At 70.8% G+C, this 16,531-nt stretch carries 16 protein-coding genes and 1 tRNA gene; 11 read left to right on the top strand and 6 right to left on the bottom strand.

Annotation, left to right across the window (positions count from 1 at the left end; translation table 11 throughout):
* Positions 1–80: 80 nt before the first annotated feature.
* From ACQPWZ_RS07165 to ACQPWZ_RS07150, 4 genes are all read left to right on the top strand, one after another.
* Positions 81–782 (top strand): FadR/GntR family transcriptional regulator, encoded by a 702-nt coding sequence (locus tag ACQPWZ_RS07165; RefSeq protein ID WP_433570916.1) that lies wholly within the window; start codon positions 81–83, stop codon positions 780–782.
* Positions 783–1,003: 221 nt separating this feature from the next.
* Positions 1,004–2,464 (top strand): amino acid permease, encoded by a 1,461-nt coding sequence (locus ACQPWZ_RS07160; RefSeq protein WP_433570915.1) that lies wholly within the window; start codon positions 1,004–1,006, stop codon positions 2,462–2,464.
* Between the two features lie 124 nt (positions 2,465–2,588).
* Complete coding sequence (locus ACQPWZ_RS07155; RefSeq protein ID WP_433570914.1) at positions 2,589–3,674, top strand: S-(hydroxymethyl)mycothiol dehydrogenase; 1,086 nt, start codon at positions 2,589–2,591, stop codon at positions 3,672–3,674.
* Positions 3,674–4,312 carry an MBL fold metallo-hydrolase gene (locus ACQPWZ_RS07150; protein ID WP_356704932.1) on the top strand — a complete coding sequence of 213 codons (639 nt, stop codon included), beginning with the start codon at positions 3,674–3,676 and terminating at the stop codon, positions 4,310–4,312. The genes ACQPWZ_RS07155 and ACQPWZ_RS07150 overlap by 1 nt, the downstream gene beginning before the upstream one ends.
* Here the strand turns inward: ACQPWZ_RS07150 and ACQPWZ_RS07145 are convergent.
* Both ACQPWZ_RS07145 and ACQPWZ_RS07140 read right to left on the bottom strand, forming a co-directional pair.
* Complete coding sequence (locus tag ACQPWZ_RS07145) at positions 4,297–5,226, bottom strand: pseudouridine synthase (protein ID WP_433570913.1); 930 nt, start codon at positions 5,224–5,226, stop codon at positions 4,297–4,299. The genes ACQPWZ_RS07150 and ACQPWZ_RS07145 overlap by 16 nt on opposite strands.
* A gap of 94 nt (positions 5,227–5,320) precedes the next feature.
* Positions 5,321–5,408 (bottom strand) — tRNA-Leu (locus ACQPWZ_RS07140).
* 185 nt (positions 5,409–5,593) lie between these two features.
* Between ACQPWZ_RS07140 and ACQPWZ_RS07135 the strand changes: the two genes are divergently transcribed.
* The 3 genes from ACQPWZ_RS07135 (at position 5,594) to ACQPWZ_RS07125 (ending at position 8,173) form a co-directional block, all read left to right on the top strand.
* Positions 5,594–6,919, top strand: a complete 1,326-nt coding sequence (locus ACQPWZ_RS07135) for a M20/M25/M40 family metallo-hydrolase (RefSeq protein ID WP_340472240.1) — start codon at positions 5,594–5,596, stop codon at positions 6,917–6,919.
* A gap of 166 nt (positions 6,920–7,085) precedes the next feature.
* Entirely contained in the window at positions 7,086–7,319 is a 234-nt protein-coding gene (chpH, locus tag ACQPWZ_RS07130) for a chaplin ChpH (protein WP_313947288.1), read from the top strand.
* A 140-nt stretch (positions 7,320–7,459) separates the two neighbouring features.
* Positions 7,460–8,173 carry a chaplin gene (locus ACQPWZ_RS07125; protein ID WP_356704936.1) on the top strand — a complete coding sequence of 238 codons (714 nt, stop codon included), beginning with the start codon at positions 7,460–7,462 and terminating at the stop codon, positions 8,171–8,173.
* Positions 8,174–8,269: 96 nt separating this feature from the next.
* Here the strand turns inward: ACQPWZ_RS07125 and ACQPWZ_RS07120 are convergent, their stop codons facing one another.
* Positions 8,270–8,458: a DUF5703 family protein gene (locus ACQPWZ_RS07120; protein WP_030354641.1), complete on the bottom strand. Its 189-nt coding sequence runs from the start codon at positions 8,456–8,458 to the stop codon at positions 8,270–8,272.
* A 47-nt stretch (positions 8,459–8,505) separates the two neighbouring features.
* Here ACQPWZ_RS07120 and ACQPWZ_RS07115 point away from each other — a divergent pair, with 47 nt between their 5' ends.
* Positions 8,506–9,165, top strand: coding sequence for a hypothetical protein (locus ACQPWZ_RS07115; RefSeq protein ID WP_340472238.1), 660 nt, complete (start codon positions 8,506–8,508; stop codon positions 9,163–9,165).
* A 78-nt stretch (positions 9,166–9,243) separates the two neighbouring features.
* On the opposite strand, the gene ACQPWZ_RS07110 is transcribed toward ACQPWZ_RS07115, so the two are convergent.
* Together ACQPWZ_RS07110 and ACQPWZ_RS07105 are read right to left on the bottom strand one after the other, a co-directional pair.
* Complete coding sequence (locus tag ACQPWZ_RS07110; RefSeq protein ID WP_433570912.1) at positions 9,244–11,493, bottom strand: helix-hairpin-helix domain-containing protein; 2,250 nt, start codon at positions 11,491–11,493, stop codon at positions 9,244–9,246.
* A complete protein-coding gene (locus tag ACQPWZ_RS07105; protein WP_340472236.1) occupies positions 11,490–12,473 on the bottom strand; it encodes an aldo/keto reductase in 984 nt (327 codons plus the stop codon). The genes ACQPWZ_RS07110 and ACQPWZ_RS07105 overlap by 4 nt, the downstream gene beginning before the upstream one ends.
* A 131-nt stretch (positions 12,474–12,604) precedes the next feature.
* Between ACQPWZ_RS07105 and ACQPWZ_RS07100 the strand changes: the two genes are divergently transcribed.
* Both ACQPWZ_RS07100 and ACQPWZ_RS07095 read left to right on the top strand, forming a co-directional pair.
* Positions 12,605–13,654, top strand: coding sequence for an LLM class F420-dependent oxidoreductase (locus tag ACQPWZ_RS07100; protein ID WP_340472235.1), 1,050 nt, complete (start codon positions 12,605–12,607; stop codon positions 13,652–13,654).
* Positions 13,655–13,905: 251 nt separating this feature from the next.
* Positions 13,906–14,691, top strand: coding sequence for a ferritin-like domain-containing protein (locus ACQPWZ_RS07095; RefSeq protein ID WP_340472234.1), 786 nt, complete (start codon positions 13,906–13,908; stop codon positions 14,689–14,691).
* Between the two features lie 59 nt (positions 14,692–14,750).
* Here the strand turns inward: ACQPWZ_RS07095 and corA are convergent, their stop codons facing one another.
* Positions 14,751–15,779, bottom strand: a complete 1,029-nt coding sequence (corA, locus tag ACQPWZ_RS07090; protein ID WP_340477763.1) for a magnesium/cobalt transporter CorA — start codon at positions 15,777–15,779, stop codon at positions 14,751–14,753.
* A gap of 59 nt (positions 15,780–15,838) precedes the next feature.
* Between corA and ACQPWZ_RS07085 the strand changes: the two genes are divergently transcribed.
* A complete protein-coding gene (locus tag ACQPWZ_RS07085) occupies positions 15,839–16,525 on the top strand; it encodes a histidine phosphatase family protein (RefSeq protein ID WP_356704940.1) in 687 nt (228 codons plus the stop codon).
* Positions 16,526–16,531: the final 6 nt, after the last annotated feature.

Below are 16,531 nucleotides of genomic sequence, written 5' to 3'. Positions count from 1 at the left end.
ATTAGGTACGACGTATTCAAGTGTGTGAGACATAAACGTCATACTTTTTCTTCCCGACCCCTGCCCCGTACGCTGAACCCATGACCACAGCGGGCCGGGGCCTCCACACACATGTTCTGGACGCCCTCGGCCTCGCGATCACAGCAGGCGAATACCCGCAGGGCAGCGTTTTGCGCACCGACGAGGTCGCTCAGCGCTTCGACGTCTCCCGTACGGTTGTCCGCGAAGTCGTCCGCGTCCTCGAATCCATGCACCTGGTGGAGTCCCGGCGCCGGGTCGGTGTGACCGTCCGACCCACCGAGGAGTGGAACGTCTATGACCCGCAGGTCATTCGCTGGCGGCTGGCCGGCGCCGACCGGCCGCGCCAGCTGCGCTCGCTGACCGTGCTCCGCTCCGCCGTCGAGCCGGTCGCCGCGGGCCTCGCCGCCCGCCATGCCACGCCCGCGCAGTGCGCCGCGCTCACCGAGTGCGCGCTCGGCATGGTCGCCACCTCCCGGGGCCATCAGCTCGAGGGCTATCTGCGGCACGACATCGCCTTCCACCGGATCGTTCTCGAAGCGTCGGGCAACGAGATGTTCGCGCGCCTCGGTGATGTCGTCGCCGAGGTGCTCGCGGGGCGTACGCACCACCACGTGATGTTCGACGACCCCGATCCGGCGGCCGTGACCCTGCATGTGCAGGTTGCCGAGGCCGTTCGCGAAGGCGACGCGGCGCGCGCCGAGGAGATCACCCGGGAGATCGCGATGGGCGCCCTGGCCGAGCTGGACGTGCTCGCCCCCTGAGGCCCCTCGGTAACACCGGGCCCTACGTCGAGTGACGATGACCTTGGTTTACCTTGCCGCAACCTCAGAAACACCTCAGATGTATCGCTTCGTGAGATAGACCACTGCCAAAATCCCAGGGTTGCCCTGATGATGTGCCGTCGGGCCCACGCCCAGGTGACGACCCCCACCGGCTACGGCCGGGACCGCACACCTCCCCCTCACGAAGGCGAATCCCCTCCATGAGTGACCGCATCACCGCGGCCGAGAAGCCCGCCGCCGGGGTACCGGCGACGAGCACCCCCCACGTGGACGCCGGCGACGCCGGTTACAGCAAGGACCTGAAGTCCCGCCACATCAACATGATCGCCATCGGCGGAGCGATAGGCACCGGTCTGTTCCTCGGAGCGGGCGGCAGAATGGCCGGAGCGGGCCCCTCGCTCGCCATCGCCTACGCGGTCTGCGGCGTGTTCGCCTTCTTCGTCGTCCGCGCGCTCGGTGAGCTCGTCCTCTACCGTCCCTCGTCCGGAGCCTTCGTCTCCTACGCCCGTGAGTTCATGGGCGAGAAGGGCGCCTTCGCGGCCGGCTGGCTGTACTTCCTCAACTGGTCCACCACCGCCATCGCCGACATCACCGCGGCCGCGACCTACGCCCACTTCTGGGCCATGTTCAGCGACGTCCCGCAGTGGGTGCTCGCACTGATCGCCCTGGCCGTCGTCCTCACGGCCAACCTCATCTCGGTGAAGTACTTCGGCGAGATGGAGTTCTGGTTCGCGATCATCAAGGTCGCCGCGCTCGTCGCCTTCATGCTCGTGGGCATCTACCTCGTGGTCACCCAGCACCCCATCGAGGGCCACACCCCCGGCTTCTCCACCATCTCCGGCGGCGGCGGCATCTTCCCCGTGGGCATGCTGCCGATGCTGCTGGTGATCCAGGGTGTCGTCTTCGCCTACGCCTCGGTCGAGCTCTGCGGCGTCGCCGCCGGCGAGACCGAGAACCCCGAGAAGATCATGCCCAAGGCGATCAACTCGATCATGTGGCGTGTGGGCCTGTTCTACGTCGGCTCCGTCGTGCTCCTCGCGCTGCTCCTGCCGTACACCGCGTACTCCGGCGACGAGAGCCCCTTCGTCACCGTCATGGACAAGCTCGGTGTGCCGGGCGCGGCCGGCGTGATGAACCTCGTCGTTCTCACCGCCGCCCTCTCCAGCCTCAACTCCGGGCTGTACTCCACCGGCCGCATCCTGCGCTCCATGGCGCTCTCGGGCTCCGCGCCCCGCTTCACCGGCCGGATGAACAAGGGTCAGGTCCCCTACGGCGGCATCCTGCTGACCGCCGGCTTCGGCGTGCTCGGCGTCGGCCTCAACTACCTCATGCCCGGGCAGGCCTTCGAGATCGTCCTGAACTTCGCCTCGATCGGCATCCTCGGCACCTGGGGCATGATCATGCTCTGCTCGCTGCTGTTCTGGCACCGCTCGCAGGACGGACGCGTCACCCGGCCGTCGTACCGGCTGCCCTGGGCCCCGTACACCCAGATCGTCACCCTGCTCTTCCTCGCCGGGGTGGCCGTCCTGATGTGGTGGGGCGGCGGCGTCGGCCGGACGACCGTGATGTTCCTGCCGCTGATCGCCGCGGCACTGGTCGGCGGCTGGTACGTGGTCCGCGGGCGGGTCAGCGCCCTCGCGGCCGAGCGCCAGGACGCCTGAGCCGAACACGCACACGAGGGGCCCTGCGGAAGATTTCCGCGGGGCCCCTCCTGCTCGTCGCCGAGCGCCGCCGTGACGGTCCATAGTGGGGGTCGACCGACGTGCGAAGAAGGGCAGGTTCTCGATGTCGCAGCAGGTGCAAGGTGTGATCGCACCCGGAAAGAACGAACCGGTGCGGGTGGAGACGATCGTCGTCCCGGACCCCGGTCCGGGCGAGGCCGTGGTGCAGGTGCAGGCGTGCGGGGTCTGCCACACCGATCTGCACTACAAGCAGGGCGGGATCAACGACGACTTCCCCTTCCTCCTCGGCCACGAGGCCGCGGGTGTCGTGGAAGCGGTCGGCCCGGACGTCACCGAGGTGTCGCCCGGCGACTTCGTCATCCTCAACTGGCGGGCCGTCTGCGGCCGCTGCCGCGCCTGTCGGCGGGGCCGTCCCTGGTACTGCTTCGACACCCACAACGCCCGCCAGAAGATGACCCTGACGGACGGCACCGAACTCTCCCCGGCCCTGGGCATCGGCGCGTTCGCCGAGAAGACCCTCGTCGCGGCAGGGCAGTGCACAAAGGTCGACCCGGCGGTCTCCGCGTCCGTCGCGGGACTCCTCGGCTGCGGAGTGATGGCCGGCATCGGCGCCGCCGTCAACACCGGCAACGTCGGCCGCGGTGACACCGTCGCCGTCATCGGCTGCGGCGGTGTGGGCGACGCGGCGGTCGTCGGCGCACGGCTCGCGGGCGCGGCCAGGATCATCGCCGTCGACATCGACGACCGCAAGCTCGAGACGGCGAAGAAGATGGGCGCGACCCACACGGTCAACTCCAGCTCCGCCGACGCCGTCGAGGCGATCCGCGAACTCACCGGCGGCTTCGGGGCCGATGTCGTCATCGAGGCGGTCGGCCGCCCGGAGACCTACCGACAGGCCTTCTATGCCCGCGATCTGGCCGGCACGGTCGTCCTCGTCGGCGTCCCCACCCCGGACATGAAGCTGGAACTGCCGCTCCTCGACGTCTTCGGCCGCGGCGGCGCCCTCAAGTCCTCCTGGTACGGCGACTGTCTGCCGTCCCGCGACTTCCCGATGCTGATCGATCTGCACCAGCAGGGCCGCATCGACCTCGGGGCGTTCGTCACCGAGACCATCGGGCTCGGTGACGTCGAGAAGGCCTTCGCCCGGATGCACGAGGGCGACGTGCTGCGTTCGGTGGTGCGGCTCTGATGACTTCTCCGAATGTCAGGATCGATCACCTCGTCACCTCCGGCACCTTCTCCCTCGACGGCGGCACCTGGGACGTCGACAACAACGTGTGGATCGTGGGCGACGAGTCCGAGGCCATCGTCATCGACGCCGCGCATGACGCCGCGGCGATCGAGGCGGCCCTCGGCGGCCGCACGCTCGTCGCCGTCGTCTGCACGCACGCCCACAACGACCACATCGACGCGGCCCCCGCGCTCGCCGCGGCCACGGGCGCGCCGATCCTGCTGCATCCCGACGACCTCCCGCTGTGGAAGCAGACGCATCCCGACCGCGCCCCCGACGGCGAACTGGCCGACGGCCTGACGCTCACCGTCGCGGGAGTGGAACTGACCGTGCTGCACACCCCGGGCCACGCCCCCGGCGCGGTCTGTCTGTACGCCCCCGAGCTGTCCACGGTCTTCACCGGGGACACCCTCTTCCAGGGCGGCCCCGGCGCCACCGGCCGGTCGTTCTCGCACTTCCCGACCATCGTCGAGTCGATCCGGCAGCGGCTGCTCACCCTGCCGCCGGACACGGTGGTCCGCACCGGCCACGGCGATCCGACGACCGTCGGCGAGGAGTCGCCGCATCTTCAGGAGTGGATTCAGCGGGGCCACTGAGCCAGCCGCAGCCCGCTCTCGAAGCGGAGCGGTTCACCGGTCACGGGGTCGGTGAACTCCAGCACCCGGGCGAGGAGCTGAAGGGGCTTGGCCCAGTCGTCCGGCCCCGGCTCCCGGACCACCGGGAAGAGCGGATCGTTCAGCAGCGGCAGCCCGAGCCGGTTCATATGGACCCGGAGCTGATGGGTGCGGCCGGTGGCCGGCAGCAGCCGGTACCGGCCGAGCCCTGCGCGGTGCTCCAGCAGCTCGATCCGGCTCTCGCTGTTCGGCTCGCCCGCCACCTCGCGGGCGGCCATCACCCCGTGGTCCTTCACGATCCGGCTGCGCACGGTGACCGGCAGCGTGACGGCCGGATCGTGGGCCGCCACCCCCTCGTACTCCTTGCGCACCCGCCGGTCACGGAACATCGTCTGATACGCGCCACGGTCCCCGGGCCGCACGACGAACAGCGCGAGGCCCGCGGTCAGCCGGTCCAGCCGATGGGCCGGCTGGAGCTGCGGCAGCCCGAGATCGCGCCGCAGCCGGGCGAGCGCGGTCTCGGTGACATGCCGGCCGCGCGGTGTGGTGGCGAGGAAGTGCGGCTTGTCGGCGACGACCAGGCGCTCGTCGCGGTGCACGATCCGCACCTCGAACGGGACGCGCTCCTCGGGCGCGAAGTCCCGGTGGAACCAGAGATACCGCCCCGGGGCGTACGGCTCCTCCGCGGCGACCGGCCCGTCCGTGCCGACGATGCGGCCCTCCCGGAACAGCGCGTCGACCTTCTCGGTCCCGACGGCGCCCGCGTACCGCGCCACGACGTGATCGCGGACCGTCTTCCAGGAGCCGTCCGGGTCGGCGGGCAGCCGCAGGCGCACCGGGTCGATCCCGTCCCGCTGGGGCAGCGGCGACGGCGGGGCCTTGTGTCTGCGTCTCACCCGGTGACTGTAAGCGCAGCCCGGCGTAGCGGGCCCGGGTGCCCGGGGGGAGCGCAAACAAAAAGATCCCCGCGGAGAGCCGCGGGGATCCTGCTGGTGTCCGAGGGGGGACTTGAACCCCCACGCCCGATAAAGGGCACTAGCACCTCAAGCTAGCGCGTCTGCCATTCCGCCACCCGGACAAGGTGTCTGCCGTCCGGCGCTGGGCCGTTCCGACGTGGAAAACCATAGCAAACATTCAGCTGTGCCCGATCACCCGCCCGGCCGTGTGAAAGCCGTGCGACGGCGGACGGCCGCCCTTGGGGTCCGGGGCCGCGCGCGGGAGGATGAGGGGGAACCACCAGCAGCGACAGTGGGAGGAATCAGCGTGAGCGAGTCGAATGCGGCCCGTACCGTCTCGGGCGAGGACGAGGTCGTCGACCTCTGCCGTGAGCTGATCCGGATCGACACCAGCAACTACGGGGACCACTCGGGCCCGGGGGAGCGGGCCGCGGCGGAGTACGTCGCGGAGAAGCTGGCCGAGGTCGGTCTCGAACCGCAGATCTTCGAGTCCCACCAGGGACGCGCCTCCACGGTGGCCCGGATCGAGGGGGAGGACCCGTCGAGGCCCGCGCTGCTCATCCACGGCCATCTCGACGTCGTCCCGGCCAATGCCGACGACTGGACCCACCACCCGTTCTCCGGTGAGATCGCGGACGGGTGCGTCTGGGGCCGCGGCGCGGTCGACATGAAGGACATGGACGCGATGACGCTCGCCGTCGTACGGGACAGGATGCGCAGCGGCCGCAAGCCCCCGCGCGACATCGTGCTGGCGTTCCTCGCCGACGAGGAGGCGGGCGGCACCTGGGGCGCGCGGCACCTCGTCGACAAGCACCCCGGGCTCTTCGACGGCGTCACGGAGGCCATCGGCGAGGTCGGCGGCTTCTCCTTCACCGTCAACGAGAACCTGCGGCTCTACCTCGTCGAGACGGCGCAGAAGGGCATGCACTGGATGCGCCTGACCGTGGACGGCACCGCCGGACACGGCTCGATGACCAACAAGGACAACGCCATCACCGAGCTGTGCGAGGCCGTCGGCCGGCTCGGCCGCCACACCTGGCCGGTACGGATGACCAAGACCGTCCGGGGCTTCCTCGACGAGCTCTCCGACGCGCTCGGCACCCCGCTGGACCCGGAGGACATGGACGCGACGCTCGCCAAGCTCGGCGGCATCGCCAAGATGATCGGCGCGACCCTGCGCAACTCCGCGGCACCCACCATGCTCGGCGCCGGCTACAAGGTGAACGTCATCCCCGGGCAGGCGACCGCCCATGTCGACGGACGCTTCCTGCCGGGTTACGAGGACGAGTTCCTGGCCGATCTCGACCGGCTGCTCGGCCCCCGCGTCCGGCGCGAGGACGTGCACGGGGACAAGGCGCTGGAGACGAGCTTCGACGGCGACCTCGTGGACGCGATGCAGGTCGCGCTGAAGGCGGAGGACCCGATCGCGCGCGCCGTCCCGTACATGCTCTCCGGCGGCACGGACGCCAAGTCCTTCGACGACCTCGGCATCCGCTGCTTCGGGTTCGCCCCGCTCAAGCTGCCGCCGGAGCTGGACTTCGCGGGCATGTTCCACGGGGTGGACGAGCGCGTCCCGGTGGACGGTCTGCAGTTCGGTGTGCGTGTGCTTGACCGTTTCATCGACCGGTGCTGAACCGGATCGGGTGAGGTCCGCTGAAACGAAACTCCAATAATCGTCAGTGCGTACGCACGCGACTGGAAAGAGTGAAAGGAGCATCGGGCTCGTAGCCCCGCCGGTTTCTCCTCGTTACAGGTGGTGCGGTCCGCGGCTGGGATCGCATTGCCAACAAGGAGGAATAATGATCAAGAAGGTCGTCGCTGCTGCGGCTGCCACTGGTGGTCTGGTGCTCGCTGGTGCGGGTATGGCCATGGCCGACTCGGGCGCGCAGGGTGCCGCTGTGCACTCTCCCGGCGTGCTGTCCGGCAACGTCATCCAGGTGCCTGTCCACGTGCCGGTGAACGTGTGCGGCAACACGGTCTCCGTGATCGGGCTCCTGAACCCTGCCTTTGGCAACACCTGCGTCAACGCTTGATGTTGTGACCCGACCCCTCGGGGTCGAGGTTCGAACCTGGGCGGTCCCGGAGTGCGCGCCATGCGCTCCGGGACCGCCCGGGTATTTCCGCCCCCGGGCACAGGGCTCGGGGGATTCCTGAAGAAGGCAGGATTCAACCTATGCGCCAGGTCACGCGCAAAGGCCTGATCACCATGGCGGCGGCGGGCGGAGTGCTCGCCCTCGGCGGCGGTTACGCGAACGCGGACGCAGGGGCCCACGGAGGCGCGTCGAATTCTCCGGGCGTCGGGTCCGGAAACGCGGTCCAGGTACCGGTCGACGTTCCCGTGAACGCCTGCGGCAATTCCGTCAATGCCGTCGGTCTGCTGAACCCGGTGTTCGGCAACAAATGCGCCAACAAGTCCGGGCCGGCCAAGTCCGAGCACGGCAAGGGATCGGGTCATGGCAAGGGCGGTGCCCACGCCACCGGCGGAGCCGACAACTCTCCCGGCGTCGCCTCCGGCAACCACATCTCCGCCCCGGTGCACATTCCCGTGAACGCCTGCGGGAACACCGTCACCATCGGCGGTCTGCTGAACCCGGCCCTGGGCAACGACTGCGCCAATGACAGCGAGGTCAGCACTCCGGGGAAGCCCGGGCCCGAGACGCCGGGCACCGTCGACCCGCCCGGTCAGCCCCGCACCCTGCCGCCGGCCGAGCCCGACGCGCCGGCGCCCACCGTGCGGAACGGTCCCGACGCGCAGACCCTCACCCCGGCAGGTGCGGAAGAGCTTGCGCAGACCGGCACCGACGCCATGGACCTGCTGATCCCGGCGGGCGCGGGCATGCTGCTGGCGGGAGTGGTGCTCTACCGCCGCGCCCGCTCCGCCGCATAGGCGCAGCACGCAGGAACAGCAGGAACGAACGACAGGAACGGCAGGAACGACAGAAAACGGAGCGGGTCTCGTCACGACGAGGCCCGCTCCGCGCTGTCACCAGGTGGCGCGCACCTGACGGATGATGCGCCGGCGCAGCCGCACCCTGCGACTGCCGTCCCGGTGCAGACTCAGTCGGTCCAACTCCCAGTGTCCGTACTCGGCATGGTCGGTGAGCAGACGGGCCGCCTCCTTGCGGGAGACCCCGCGCGGCACGTACACGTCGACAAATTCGTATTCCGGCATCGCATCTATTGTGCGGGCAGAGCCCCGGTACGGATAGCGTCTGCACTATGTCTGATGCTGCGCAGCCCACCGCTGACGAGGTACGAGCCGCCGCCGAGGCGGTCAAGGCCGCACTGGACCGTCACCTCGCGGCGGTCGAGAACCGCACGGGCGAGGACGATCCTGCCGTCTACACCGCGTTCAACGAGCTGGCCGCCGCAGCCGAGGCGTACGACGAGCGCCTCTACGACCGCTACGACGAGGTCACCCCCTTCGAGATCCCGGCCGCGGACGAGTCCCTGCCGCCGTACGCCGGTCCCGAGGAGCCGAACGCCCTCAGTGTGCTGATCCGCCGCGACTACGCGGTGGTGGAGCCGCAGCGGCTGCTCTCCCAGGCACAGCGCATCGCCGACGTCGACACCGACGAGGACCGCCCGGCGAACGTGCCGGTCGTCGGCACCAGCGTGCACGCGGCCCTCGGAGTGCTCTTCGGGGAGTACGAGCCGGACGAAATCGCCTCCCGGCACAAGGAGTTCGGCCTGGAGGAGGGCGACTCCACGCTGTGGGTGTCCGCGTCCGACGAGGTCCCCGAGCCCGGCGAATGGCTCACCGCCCCCTTCGAGCAGGCGCTTCCCGAGCGGATCGTGTGCCGGTTCGACGTCAGCTCGGTCTTCGACGAGGACGATCTGGGCGAAGAGCTGGAGGACCTCGACGAGGTGGAGCGCTGAGGCCACCGGCCCGGGCGCGTACGAGGCCCCCTGTCGCGGACGAGAAGGTCCTGCGGCAGGGGGCCTCGGCACGAGCGCTCAGGGAGTGGGGGCGAGCAGCCCTTCCAGCAGGGGCCGCAGCCGCGTCGTCCGCTCCTGTGTCGGGATCTCCGCCACCGCGCGCGGCAGCGCCTGGTCCACGCCGTGCACCACGGACAGATGGCGCTCGCCGCGGCTGAAGGCGGTGTAGACCCACGGCCTGCTCAGGCCCTGGGCGGCATCCCCGGGCAGCACCACGACGGCCGCGGGCCAGCGCATCCCGGTCGCCTGGTGCGCGGTCATCGCCCAGCCGTGGCGCACCGCTGACTCGACCTGCTCCTTCGGTACGACCACCGCCGCGCCCGCACAGTCGAGATGGAGCCCCTCGGTGTCCGCCGAGACCACCGTGCCCGGGCGGGTACGGCCGGGGGAGGGGACGTACGCGACGCGGTCACCGGGGTCGAAGCCGCCGAACCGTCCCGGGCCCGGGTTCAGCCGCTGCTTCAGCGCCGCGTTGAGCGCCCGGGTGCCCGCCGCGCCGCCGTGGCCCACCGTGATCACCTGGGTGTCGGCGGGTGGCACCCCGATGGCGCGCGGCACCGAGTCGGCGACGAGCTGCACGGTGCGGTGGACGGCCTCGCCGGCGTCGCGCACCGGCACGATGACCACCTCCTTGCCGGGCGCCTCCACCTGGCTCAGCTCGCCGATGCCGATGCCCGAGACCAGCTCCCCGATGGGGCCCGGGTCCGGGGTCCGCGAGGCGATCTGCGGGCAGACGCGGGCGGCGAGCAGATCACCGAACACCCGCCCGGCGCCCGCCGAAGCGAGCAGTCCGGGGTCCCCGCTGAGGACCAGCCGCCCGCCGTCCGGCATCGACTCGACCAGCATCGCCGCGGTCTCGACGTCCAGCTGCGGAGCGTCCAGAACGACCAGCAGGTCCAGGGCGAACGCGCCGTCCCGGTCGCGGCCCGGGCCCTCTGTCCCCGCGAGCAGCCCGGAGACGGTGACCGCTCCGCCGAGCCGTCGGCCGCCGTCCTCGCTGTGGACCGCGACCACGGCCCGCAGCCCGAGCGCCGTCGCCGCCTCGGCGAGCCCGGCCGGCTCGGCCCTGGACGCCTCGCCGCCGGTGTGGGTCACCAGACCGCCGGCCGCCACCGCCCGCACCAGATCCGTCGGCTCGGCCGCCTCCCACCGGGCGTCGGCGCCGGTCTTGGCCAGCCGGGCCAGGCTGTCCGCGAGACTTTCCTCCGCCAGTGCGTACCGGTCGAGGCCGAGCAGCACCGGCACGGTCTGCTCCGCGGCCTCATCGCCCGGCGCGGCCTCGGCCTCCGCCTCGCCGTCGGCCGTGCCCTCCTGCGGCAGGCCGTCCTGGAACACCAGGACCGCGCCCTCGGCGATGACCTGCTGGAGGGCCTCGTCGGGGTCGGGCACGGAACGCTCGGCCAGTGCGCTGCGCACCGCCGAGGACTCCAGCGCGGTGTGCCCCAGCAGCGCGGCCCGCTCCAGCTGCCAGGTGACGAGGGCGGCCGTCCGCCGCTCGTCGCCCGGGCCGCACTCGTCGCCGAGCAGCGCCCGCGCGAACCCGTCGGCCTGCTCGGGCCGTACGCCGGGGACCGACAGCAGCTGCCAGGGGTTCTCCCGCAGCATCCCGGCGGCCTGCTCCCCGAGCGAGTCCGCCACCTGTGCCGTGAGCGTCTCGGGCGCACCGCCCTCGACGAGCACGGACCTGACCGCCTCCACCGTCTCCGGTGCGGCGGCCCGGCGGCCGGTCTGCGGCCCCGGGACCTGCGGCCGGACCGGCTCGGTCGGGCCGGGGGCCGGGCGCCGGGGAGCCGTGGCGGCGGCGGAAGCCTCGCCGGAACGAGGGGAGTCGAAGAACGCGCCGCTCGGCTTCTCGCCGCTCTCCACGGCACGGACCGCCGCCAGCAGATCCGCCGTCTGACCGCTCAGCTTGGTGCCACTCTCGATGGGCCCTTCCTTCTCGGCCTTCCGCTGCTCGATGCGGGCCCGCAACTCCCGCTGTGCGGCGAGCTCGGCCTCGGCCTCGGACAGCTTGGCGGCCTCCTCGCCGTCGGTGGTGCCGGGGGCGCCGGTCTCGGCGGTACCCGATGCGGGCTGCCCGTCCTCGGACGCGCTCTCGGCCTCCGCCCCACCGTCCGCGGGCTCGCCGTCGGCAGTGGCGCCGTCCGCGGTCTCGCCGTCCGCAGCGGTGTCGTCCGCGGCCGTCTGGGCGGTGCGGTCCTCGGCCGGGGGCCCGGCCTGCTCCTCAGCGGCTGTGGGGGGCTGCGGCCCCTCGGAAGGCGCGGTCACAGCGTGCTCCAGTCCTGGTCGGGATAGCGGTGCACGGGCGCCGACACATCGTCGAGCGCCTGGCAGATCTCGTCAGGAAGCGTAAGCGTCTCCACTGACAATGCGGCCGTGAGCTGCTGCGCGTTGCGCGCGCCGATGATCGGGGCGACCACTCCCGGCCGGTCCCTCACCCACGCGAGCGCCACCTGGAGCGCCGTCACCGCCAGACCGTCGGCCGCCGTCACGACCGCGTCCACGATGCTGTCGGCCGCCTCGTCGAGATACGGCTCGACGAACGGCGCCAACTGCTCCGATGCGCCACGGGAGTCCGCGGGGGTCGCATGCCGGTACTTCCCGGTCAGCACGCCCCGGCCGAGCGGTGACGACGGCAGCAGCCCCACACCCAGGTCGAGCGCCGCCGGCAGAACCTCCCGTTCGACCCCTCGCTGCAGCAGTGAGTACTCCATCTGCGTGCTCGCCAGACGAGTCCTCATGCCCGGCGCCGACAGTTGCCAGGTCGCCGCCTTCGCCAGCTGCCAGCCGCAGAAGTTCGACACACCCGCGTACCGCGCCCGCCCGCTGCTCACCGCGATGTCCAGGGCCTGAAGCGTCTCGTCGAGCGGTGTTTGGGGGTCGAAGGCGTGTATCTGCCACAGGTCGACGTAGTCCGTGCCGAGCCGCTGGAGCGAGTCGTCCAGCGCCGCGAGCAGATGTCCGCGCGAGCCGTCGAAGCGGCGGTCCGGGTCGGGAACGCTCCCCGCCTTCGTCGCGATCACGAGATCGCGCCGGGGCACGAGCCGCTCGACCAACTGCCCCAGCAGATATTCGGCATCCCCGCCGCCGTACACATCGGCGGTGTCGACCAGCGTCCCGCCCGCCTCCCAGAACGCCTTCAACTGGTCGGCGGCGTCGTGCTCGTCGGTGTCCCGGCCCCAGGTGAGGGTGCCCAGCCCTATACGGGACACACGCAGGCCGGTCCGGCCGAGATGCCTCTGTTCCATGGGCGCTGAGATTACTGGCCATGGGCCCACCCTGAGAGAGCCTGTGGACAACCTCCCCCTGACGGATCGCGGGGACCCGCGCTAGAGTCCCCCGGAACAGGGACGTTACTGATCAGTAAGAGGGAGCGGTTATGCGGCTCGGCATCAACCTCGGCTACTGGGGCGCGGGGATGGACGGCGACAACCTCGCCGTCGCCAAGGAGGCCGACAGGCTCGGCTACGACGTCTGCTGGGCCGCCGAGGCGTACGGCTCTGACGCGCCCACGGTCCTCACCTGGGTCGCCGCCCAGACCGAGCGCATCGACGTCGGCTCCGCGATCATGCAGATCCCGGCCCGCCAGCCCGCCATGACGGCCATGACCGCCGCCACCCTCGACTCCCTCTCCGACGGCCGCTTCCGTCTCGGCCTCGGCGTCTCCGGCCCTCAGGTCTCCGAGGGCTGGTACGGCGTGAAGTTCGACAAGCCGCTGGCCCGCACCCGTGAGTACGTCGAGATCGTCCGCCGGGCCATGTCCCGCGAGCGTCTGTCCTTCGAGGGCGAGCACTGGACCCTGCCGCTGCCCGACGGACCGGGCAAGCCGATCAAGCTCACGGTCCACCCCAAGCGCGAGCACATCCCGCTCTACATCGCCGCGATCGGCCCCAAGAACCTGGAGCAGACCGGTGAGATCGCGGACGGCGCGCTGCTGATCTTCCCCTCCGCGGACCACCTCGAGGAGACGGCGATCCGCCATCTGCGCGCGGGCCGTGAGAAGGCCGGCAAGACCATGGAGGGCTTCGACGTCTGCCCGACCCTCCCGCTGGCGGTCGGCGACGACGTCAACGGCCTCGCCGACATGTTCCGTCCCTACACCGCGCTGTACGTCGGTGGCATGGGCAGCCGCAAGCAGAACTTCTACAACCAGCTCGCGCAGCGCATGGGCTACGAGAAGGAAGCCGCGGAGATCCAGGACAAGTACCTGTCCGGCGACAAGCAGGGCGCGGCCGCGGCCGTGCCGCACCAGCTGATCGACTCCACCACGCTGCTCGGGTCGGTGGAGCGGATCGCCGAGCGGATGCAGGCGTACAACGAGGCCGGCGTCACCACGCTGACCCTCGCACCGGCCGGCTTCACGCTCGACGAGCGGATCACCGCGCTCCGGGCGGGCACCGAGGCCCTGGAGCGCGCGGGCCTAGCCTAGGGCGTAGTCGCTTTGCAGGACCCAGGACCCAGAGGGCCCGGGAGAGAAGTTCTGCGGCCGTGGTGGGGGCTCGGGGGTCTTCCCCGCCACGGCCGTCGTACACACAACGCCGAACAGGCCGCCGTGGTTACTCCCTCTTCTTGCGGGCCCGCGTGTCCTCCGTTCGGCGCAGTTGCGCGACCTAGCTGTTGCCTCGCCTCCCGTACCGCATTTGACTCGTTCTTTGCGGACACCTTCAGGAGGTGGCAGTGATGCTCTCGGCTCGGAGCCTTTTCCAGGAAATCATCGACAACGACGACTCCTTCCAGCTCTTCTGCTCCATCGCCGCCAGCGGCGAGGCCCAGGGAGGCTGGGAGAACGCCCGTATCGCCGCCCTCGTACCCGACAGCATGCGTGCCCTCGCGCCGAAGATCGCCCGGCACGGCGCCGACGAGGACAAGCACGGCAGGATCTTCCGGGCCCTGCTGAAGAAGCGCGGGCTCGAAGCCGTCCCCGTCCCGCCCGAGACCGACTACACGATGCTGCTCGAACAGCGGGGCATCGGCCTCACCCACGAGAAGCTGCGCCGCGACGAGCCCCTTGACGAGGAGGACATCGTCGTCTACCTCTCGCACAGCCGGGTCACCGAGCAACGCGCGGCCGATCAGATGGAGATGCTGGTCAAGTACTTCGGGGACCATCCGGAGCTCGGCAAGGCGATCCGGATGATCTGCGATGACGAGGACAACCACCTGGCGTACTGTCACGAGGAACTGCTCCGCCTCGCCGCCGAGGGCCACGGCCGCACCATCCACGGCGTCCTGCGCCAGAGCGCCCTCGCCGAGATCGCGGTGTACCGCGACGTCAGCCTCGCCGTGATGGGGCACATGGGGCGGCTGCTGCACTGGCCCCGGGCCAAGTCCGCCGCGCTCGCCGCGGGCATCCACGGCATGTACGCCTACGAGCGGTTCGGCGGCTGGCACACCATGGTCAGCCTGCGGATGCCGACGCGACGGGGCGCTCTCGACGGACCGCCCACCGTCGCGCCCGCCTACTGACAGCCCTCCGCCCGCCGGGAGCACACACTCCGGGGACACACCTCGCCTGTCGAGCGCCGCTACAGCCAGCCGCGGCGCTTGAACAGCCGGAACAGCCCGACCACCGCGCCCGCCATCAGGGCGATGACGGCCGGATACCCCCAGGTCCAGCCCAGCTCCGGCATGTGCTCGAAGTTCATGCCGTAGATGCCCGCGACCATGGTGGGCACCGCCGCCATCGCCGCCCAGGCCGAGATCTTCCGCATGTCGTCGTTCTGGCGCACGCTGGTCTGCGCGAGATGGGCCGCCAGCACGTCCGACAGCAGCCGGTCGAGCCCCTCCACCTGCTCGTTGGCGCGCGTCAGATGGTCGCTGACGTCGCGGAAGAAGGGCTGCGAGCGTTTCTCCACGAAGGGCACCCCCGCGCTCGCCAGCCGGGCCATGGGCGCCGCCAGCGGCGCGGCCGCCCGCCGGAACTCCAGCACCTGACGCTTGAAGGTGTAGATCCGGGCCGCGGTCGGGGGAGAGATGGCCGATCCGGAGGACCCGGCCTCCTTGCCGGCCGGTTTGCCGGTCGGCGCGAAGACCTCGGTCTCCATCTCCTCCAGGTCCACCTGGAGCTCGGCGGCCACCTCGATGTAGTGGTCGACGACGGCGTCGCTGATGGCGTACAGCACCGCGGTGGGGCCGTGCTTCAGCACGTCGGGATCGGCCTCCAGCCGCTCCCGCACGTCGTGCAGCGGGGCGCCCTCGCCGTGCCGGACCGTCACCACGAACGAGTCGCCGATGAAGATCATGAGCTCGCTGGTGCCGACGGAGTCGCTCTCCGGCTCGTAGACCACCGGCTTGAGGACCATGAACAGCGAGTCGTCGTACACCTCGAGCTTGGGCCGCTGATGGGCCTTCAGCGCGTCCTCCACCGCCAGCGGATGCAGCCCGAACTCGCTGCTGACGAGGTCGAACTCCTCCTCCGTGGGCTCGTGCACGCCGATCCAGACAAAGGCGTCCCCGATGATCCGGGCCTCGTCCAGTGCGTCGGAGAAGTCCTTGGGGCCCTCGGTGCGGCGCCCTTCCCGGTAGATGGCGCAGTCCACGATCACGGCGCGTATTCTTCCGTGCGAGCCGCCCCGGCGCACCCTCTGGCCGCAGTCCGCCTAGGCTGGCGCTCATGGTCACGCTGATCCTCGTACGCCACGGCCGCTCCACCGCCAACACCGCTGGGGTGCTCGCCGGCTGGACCCCCGGCGTCCATCTCGACGAACGCGGCTCCGCGCAGGCGGCCGCGCTGCCCGCCCGTATCGCCGACGTACCGCTCGCCGCGGCCGTCAGCAGCCCCCTGGAACGCTGTGAGCAGACGCTCCGGCCGCTGCTGGACGCACGCCCCGGCCTCGAGCTCCGGACCGACGAGCGGATCGGCGAGTGCCACTACGGCGACTGGTCGGGCCGCAAGCTCAAGGAGCTCGCCGACGAGCCGCTCATGGAGGTCGTGCAACAGCACCCCTCGGCGGCGGTCTTTCCGGGCGGTGAGTCGATGCGGGCCATGCAGGCACGGGCCGTCGACGCGGTGCGCGACTGGAACGCGCGTGTCGCCGAGGCGCACGGCGAGGACGCCACCTATGTGATGTGCTCTCACGGAGACATCATCAAGGCGCTGGTCGCGGACGCGCTCGGCATGCATCTCGATCTTTTCCAGCGGATCCATGTGGAACCGTGTTCCGTGACAGCGATCCGTTACACCCGTACCAGGCCGTTTCTTCTGCGTCTCGGTGACACAGGCGATTTCGGCTCGCTGGCACCGCGCGGGAACGCCGGAGACGGGAGCGCGGTTGTAGGAGGCGGCGCGGGCGCCCCGTGATCGCCC

This window comes from Streptomyces sp. CA-251247, assembly GCF_050952975.1.
Taxonomy (GTDB): Bacteria; Actinomycetota; Actinomycetes; order Streptomycetales; family Streptomycetaceae; genus Streptomyces; species Streptomyces achmelvichensis.
Note: the sequence above shows the minus strand (reverse complement) of the source record. Positions and strands in the feature narration are given on the sequence as shown.

Excerpts from the sequence above, each read along its gene's own strand:
- ACQPWZ_RS07165 (WP_433570916.1), top strand. The coding sequence starts at position 81 with ATGACCACAGCGGGCCGGGGCCTCCACACACATGTTCTGGACGCCCTC.
- ACQPWZ_RS07160 (WP_433570915.1), top strand. The coding sequence starts at position 1,004 with ATGAGTGACCGCATCACCGCGGCCGAGAAGCCCGCCGCCGGGGTACCG.
- ACQPWZ_RS07155 (WP_433570914.1), top strand. The coding sequence starts at position 2,589 with ATGTCGCAGCAGGTGCAAGGTGTGATCGCACCCGGAAAGAACGAACCG.
- ACQPWZ_RS07150 (WP_356704932.1), top strand. The coding sequence starts at position 3,674 with ATGACTTCTCCGAATGTCAGGATCGATCACCTCGTCACCTCCGGCACC.
- chpH (WP_313947288.1), top strand. The coding sequence starts at position 7,086 with ATGATCAAGAAGGTCGTCGCTGCTGCGGCTGCCACTGGTGGTCTGGTG.
- ACQPWZ_RS07125 (WP_356704936.1), top strand. The coding sequence starts at position 7,460 with ATGCGCCAGGTCACGCGCAAAGGCCTGATCACCATGGCGGCGGCGGGC.
- ACQPWZ_RS07120 (WP_030354641.1), bottom strand. The coding sequence starts at position 8,458 with ATGCCGGAATACGAATTTGTCGACGTGTACGTGCCGCGCGGGGTCTCC.
- ACQPWZ_RS07115 (WP_340472238.1), top strand. The coding sequence starts at position 8,506 with ATGTCTGATGCTGCGCAGCCCACCGCTGACGAGGTACGAGCCGCCGCC.
- ACQPWZ_RS07105 (WP_340472236.1), bottom strand. The coding sequence starts at position 12,473 with ATGGAACAGAGGCATCTCGGCCGGACCGGCCTGCGTGTGTCCCGTATA.
- ACQPWZ_RS07100 (WP_340472235.1), top strand. The coding sequence starts at position 12,605 with ATGCGGCTCGGCATCAACCTCGGCTACTGGGGCGCGGGGATGGACGGC.
- ACQPWZ_RS07095 (WP_340472234.1), top strand. The coding sequence starts at position 13,906 with ATGCTCTCGGCTCGGAGCCTTTTCCAGGAAATCATCGACAACGACGAC.
- ACQPWZ_RS07085 (WP_356704940.1), top strand. The coding sequence starts at position 15,839 with ATGGTCACGCTGATCCTCGTACGCCACGGCCGCTCCACCGCCAACACC.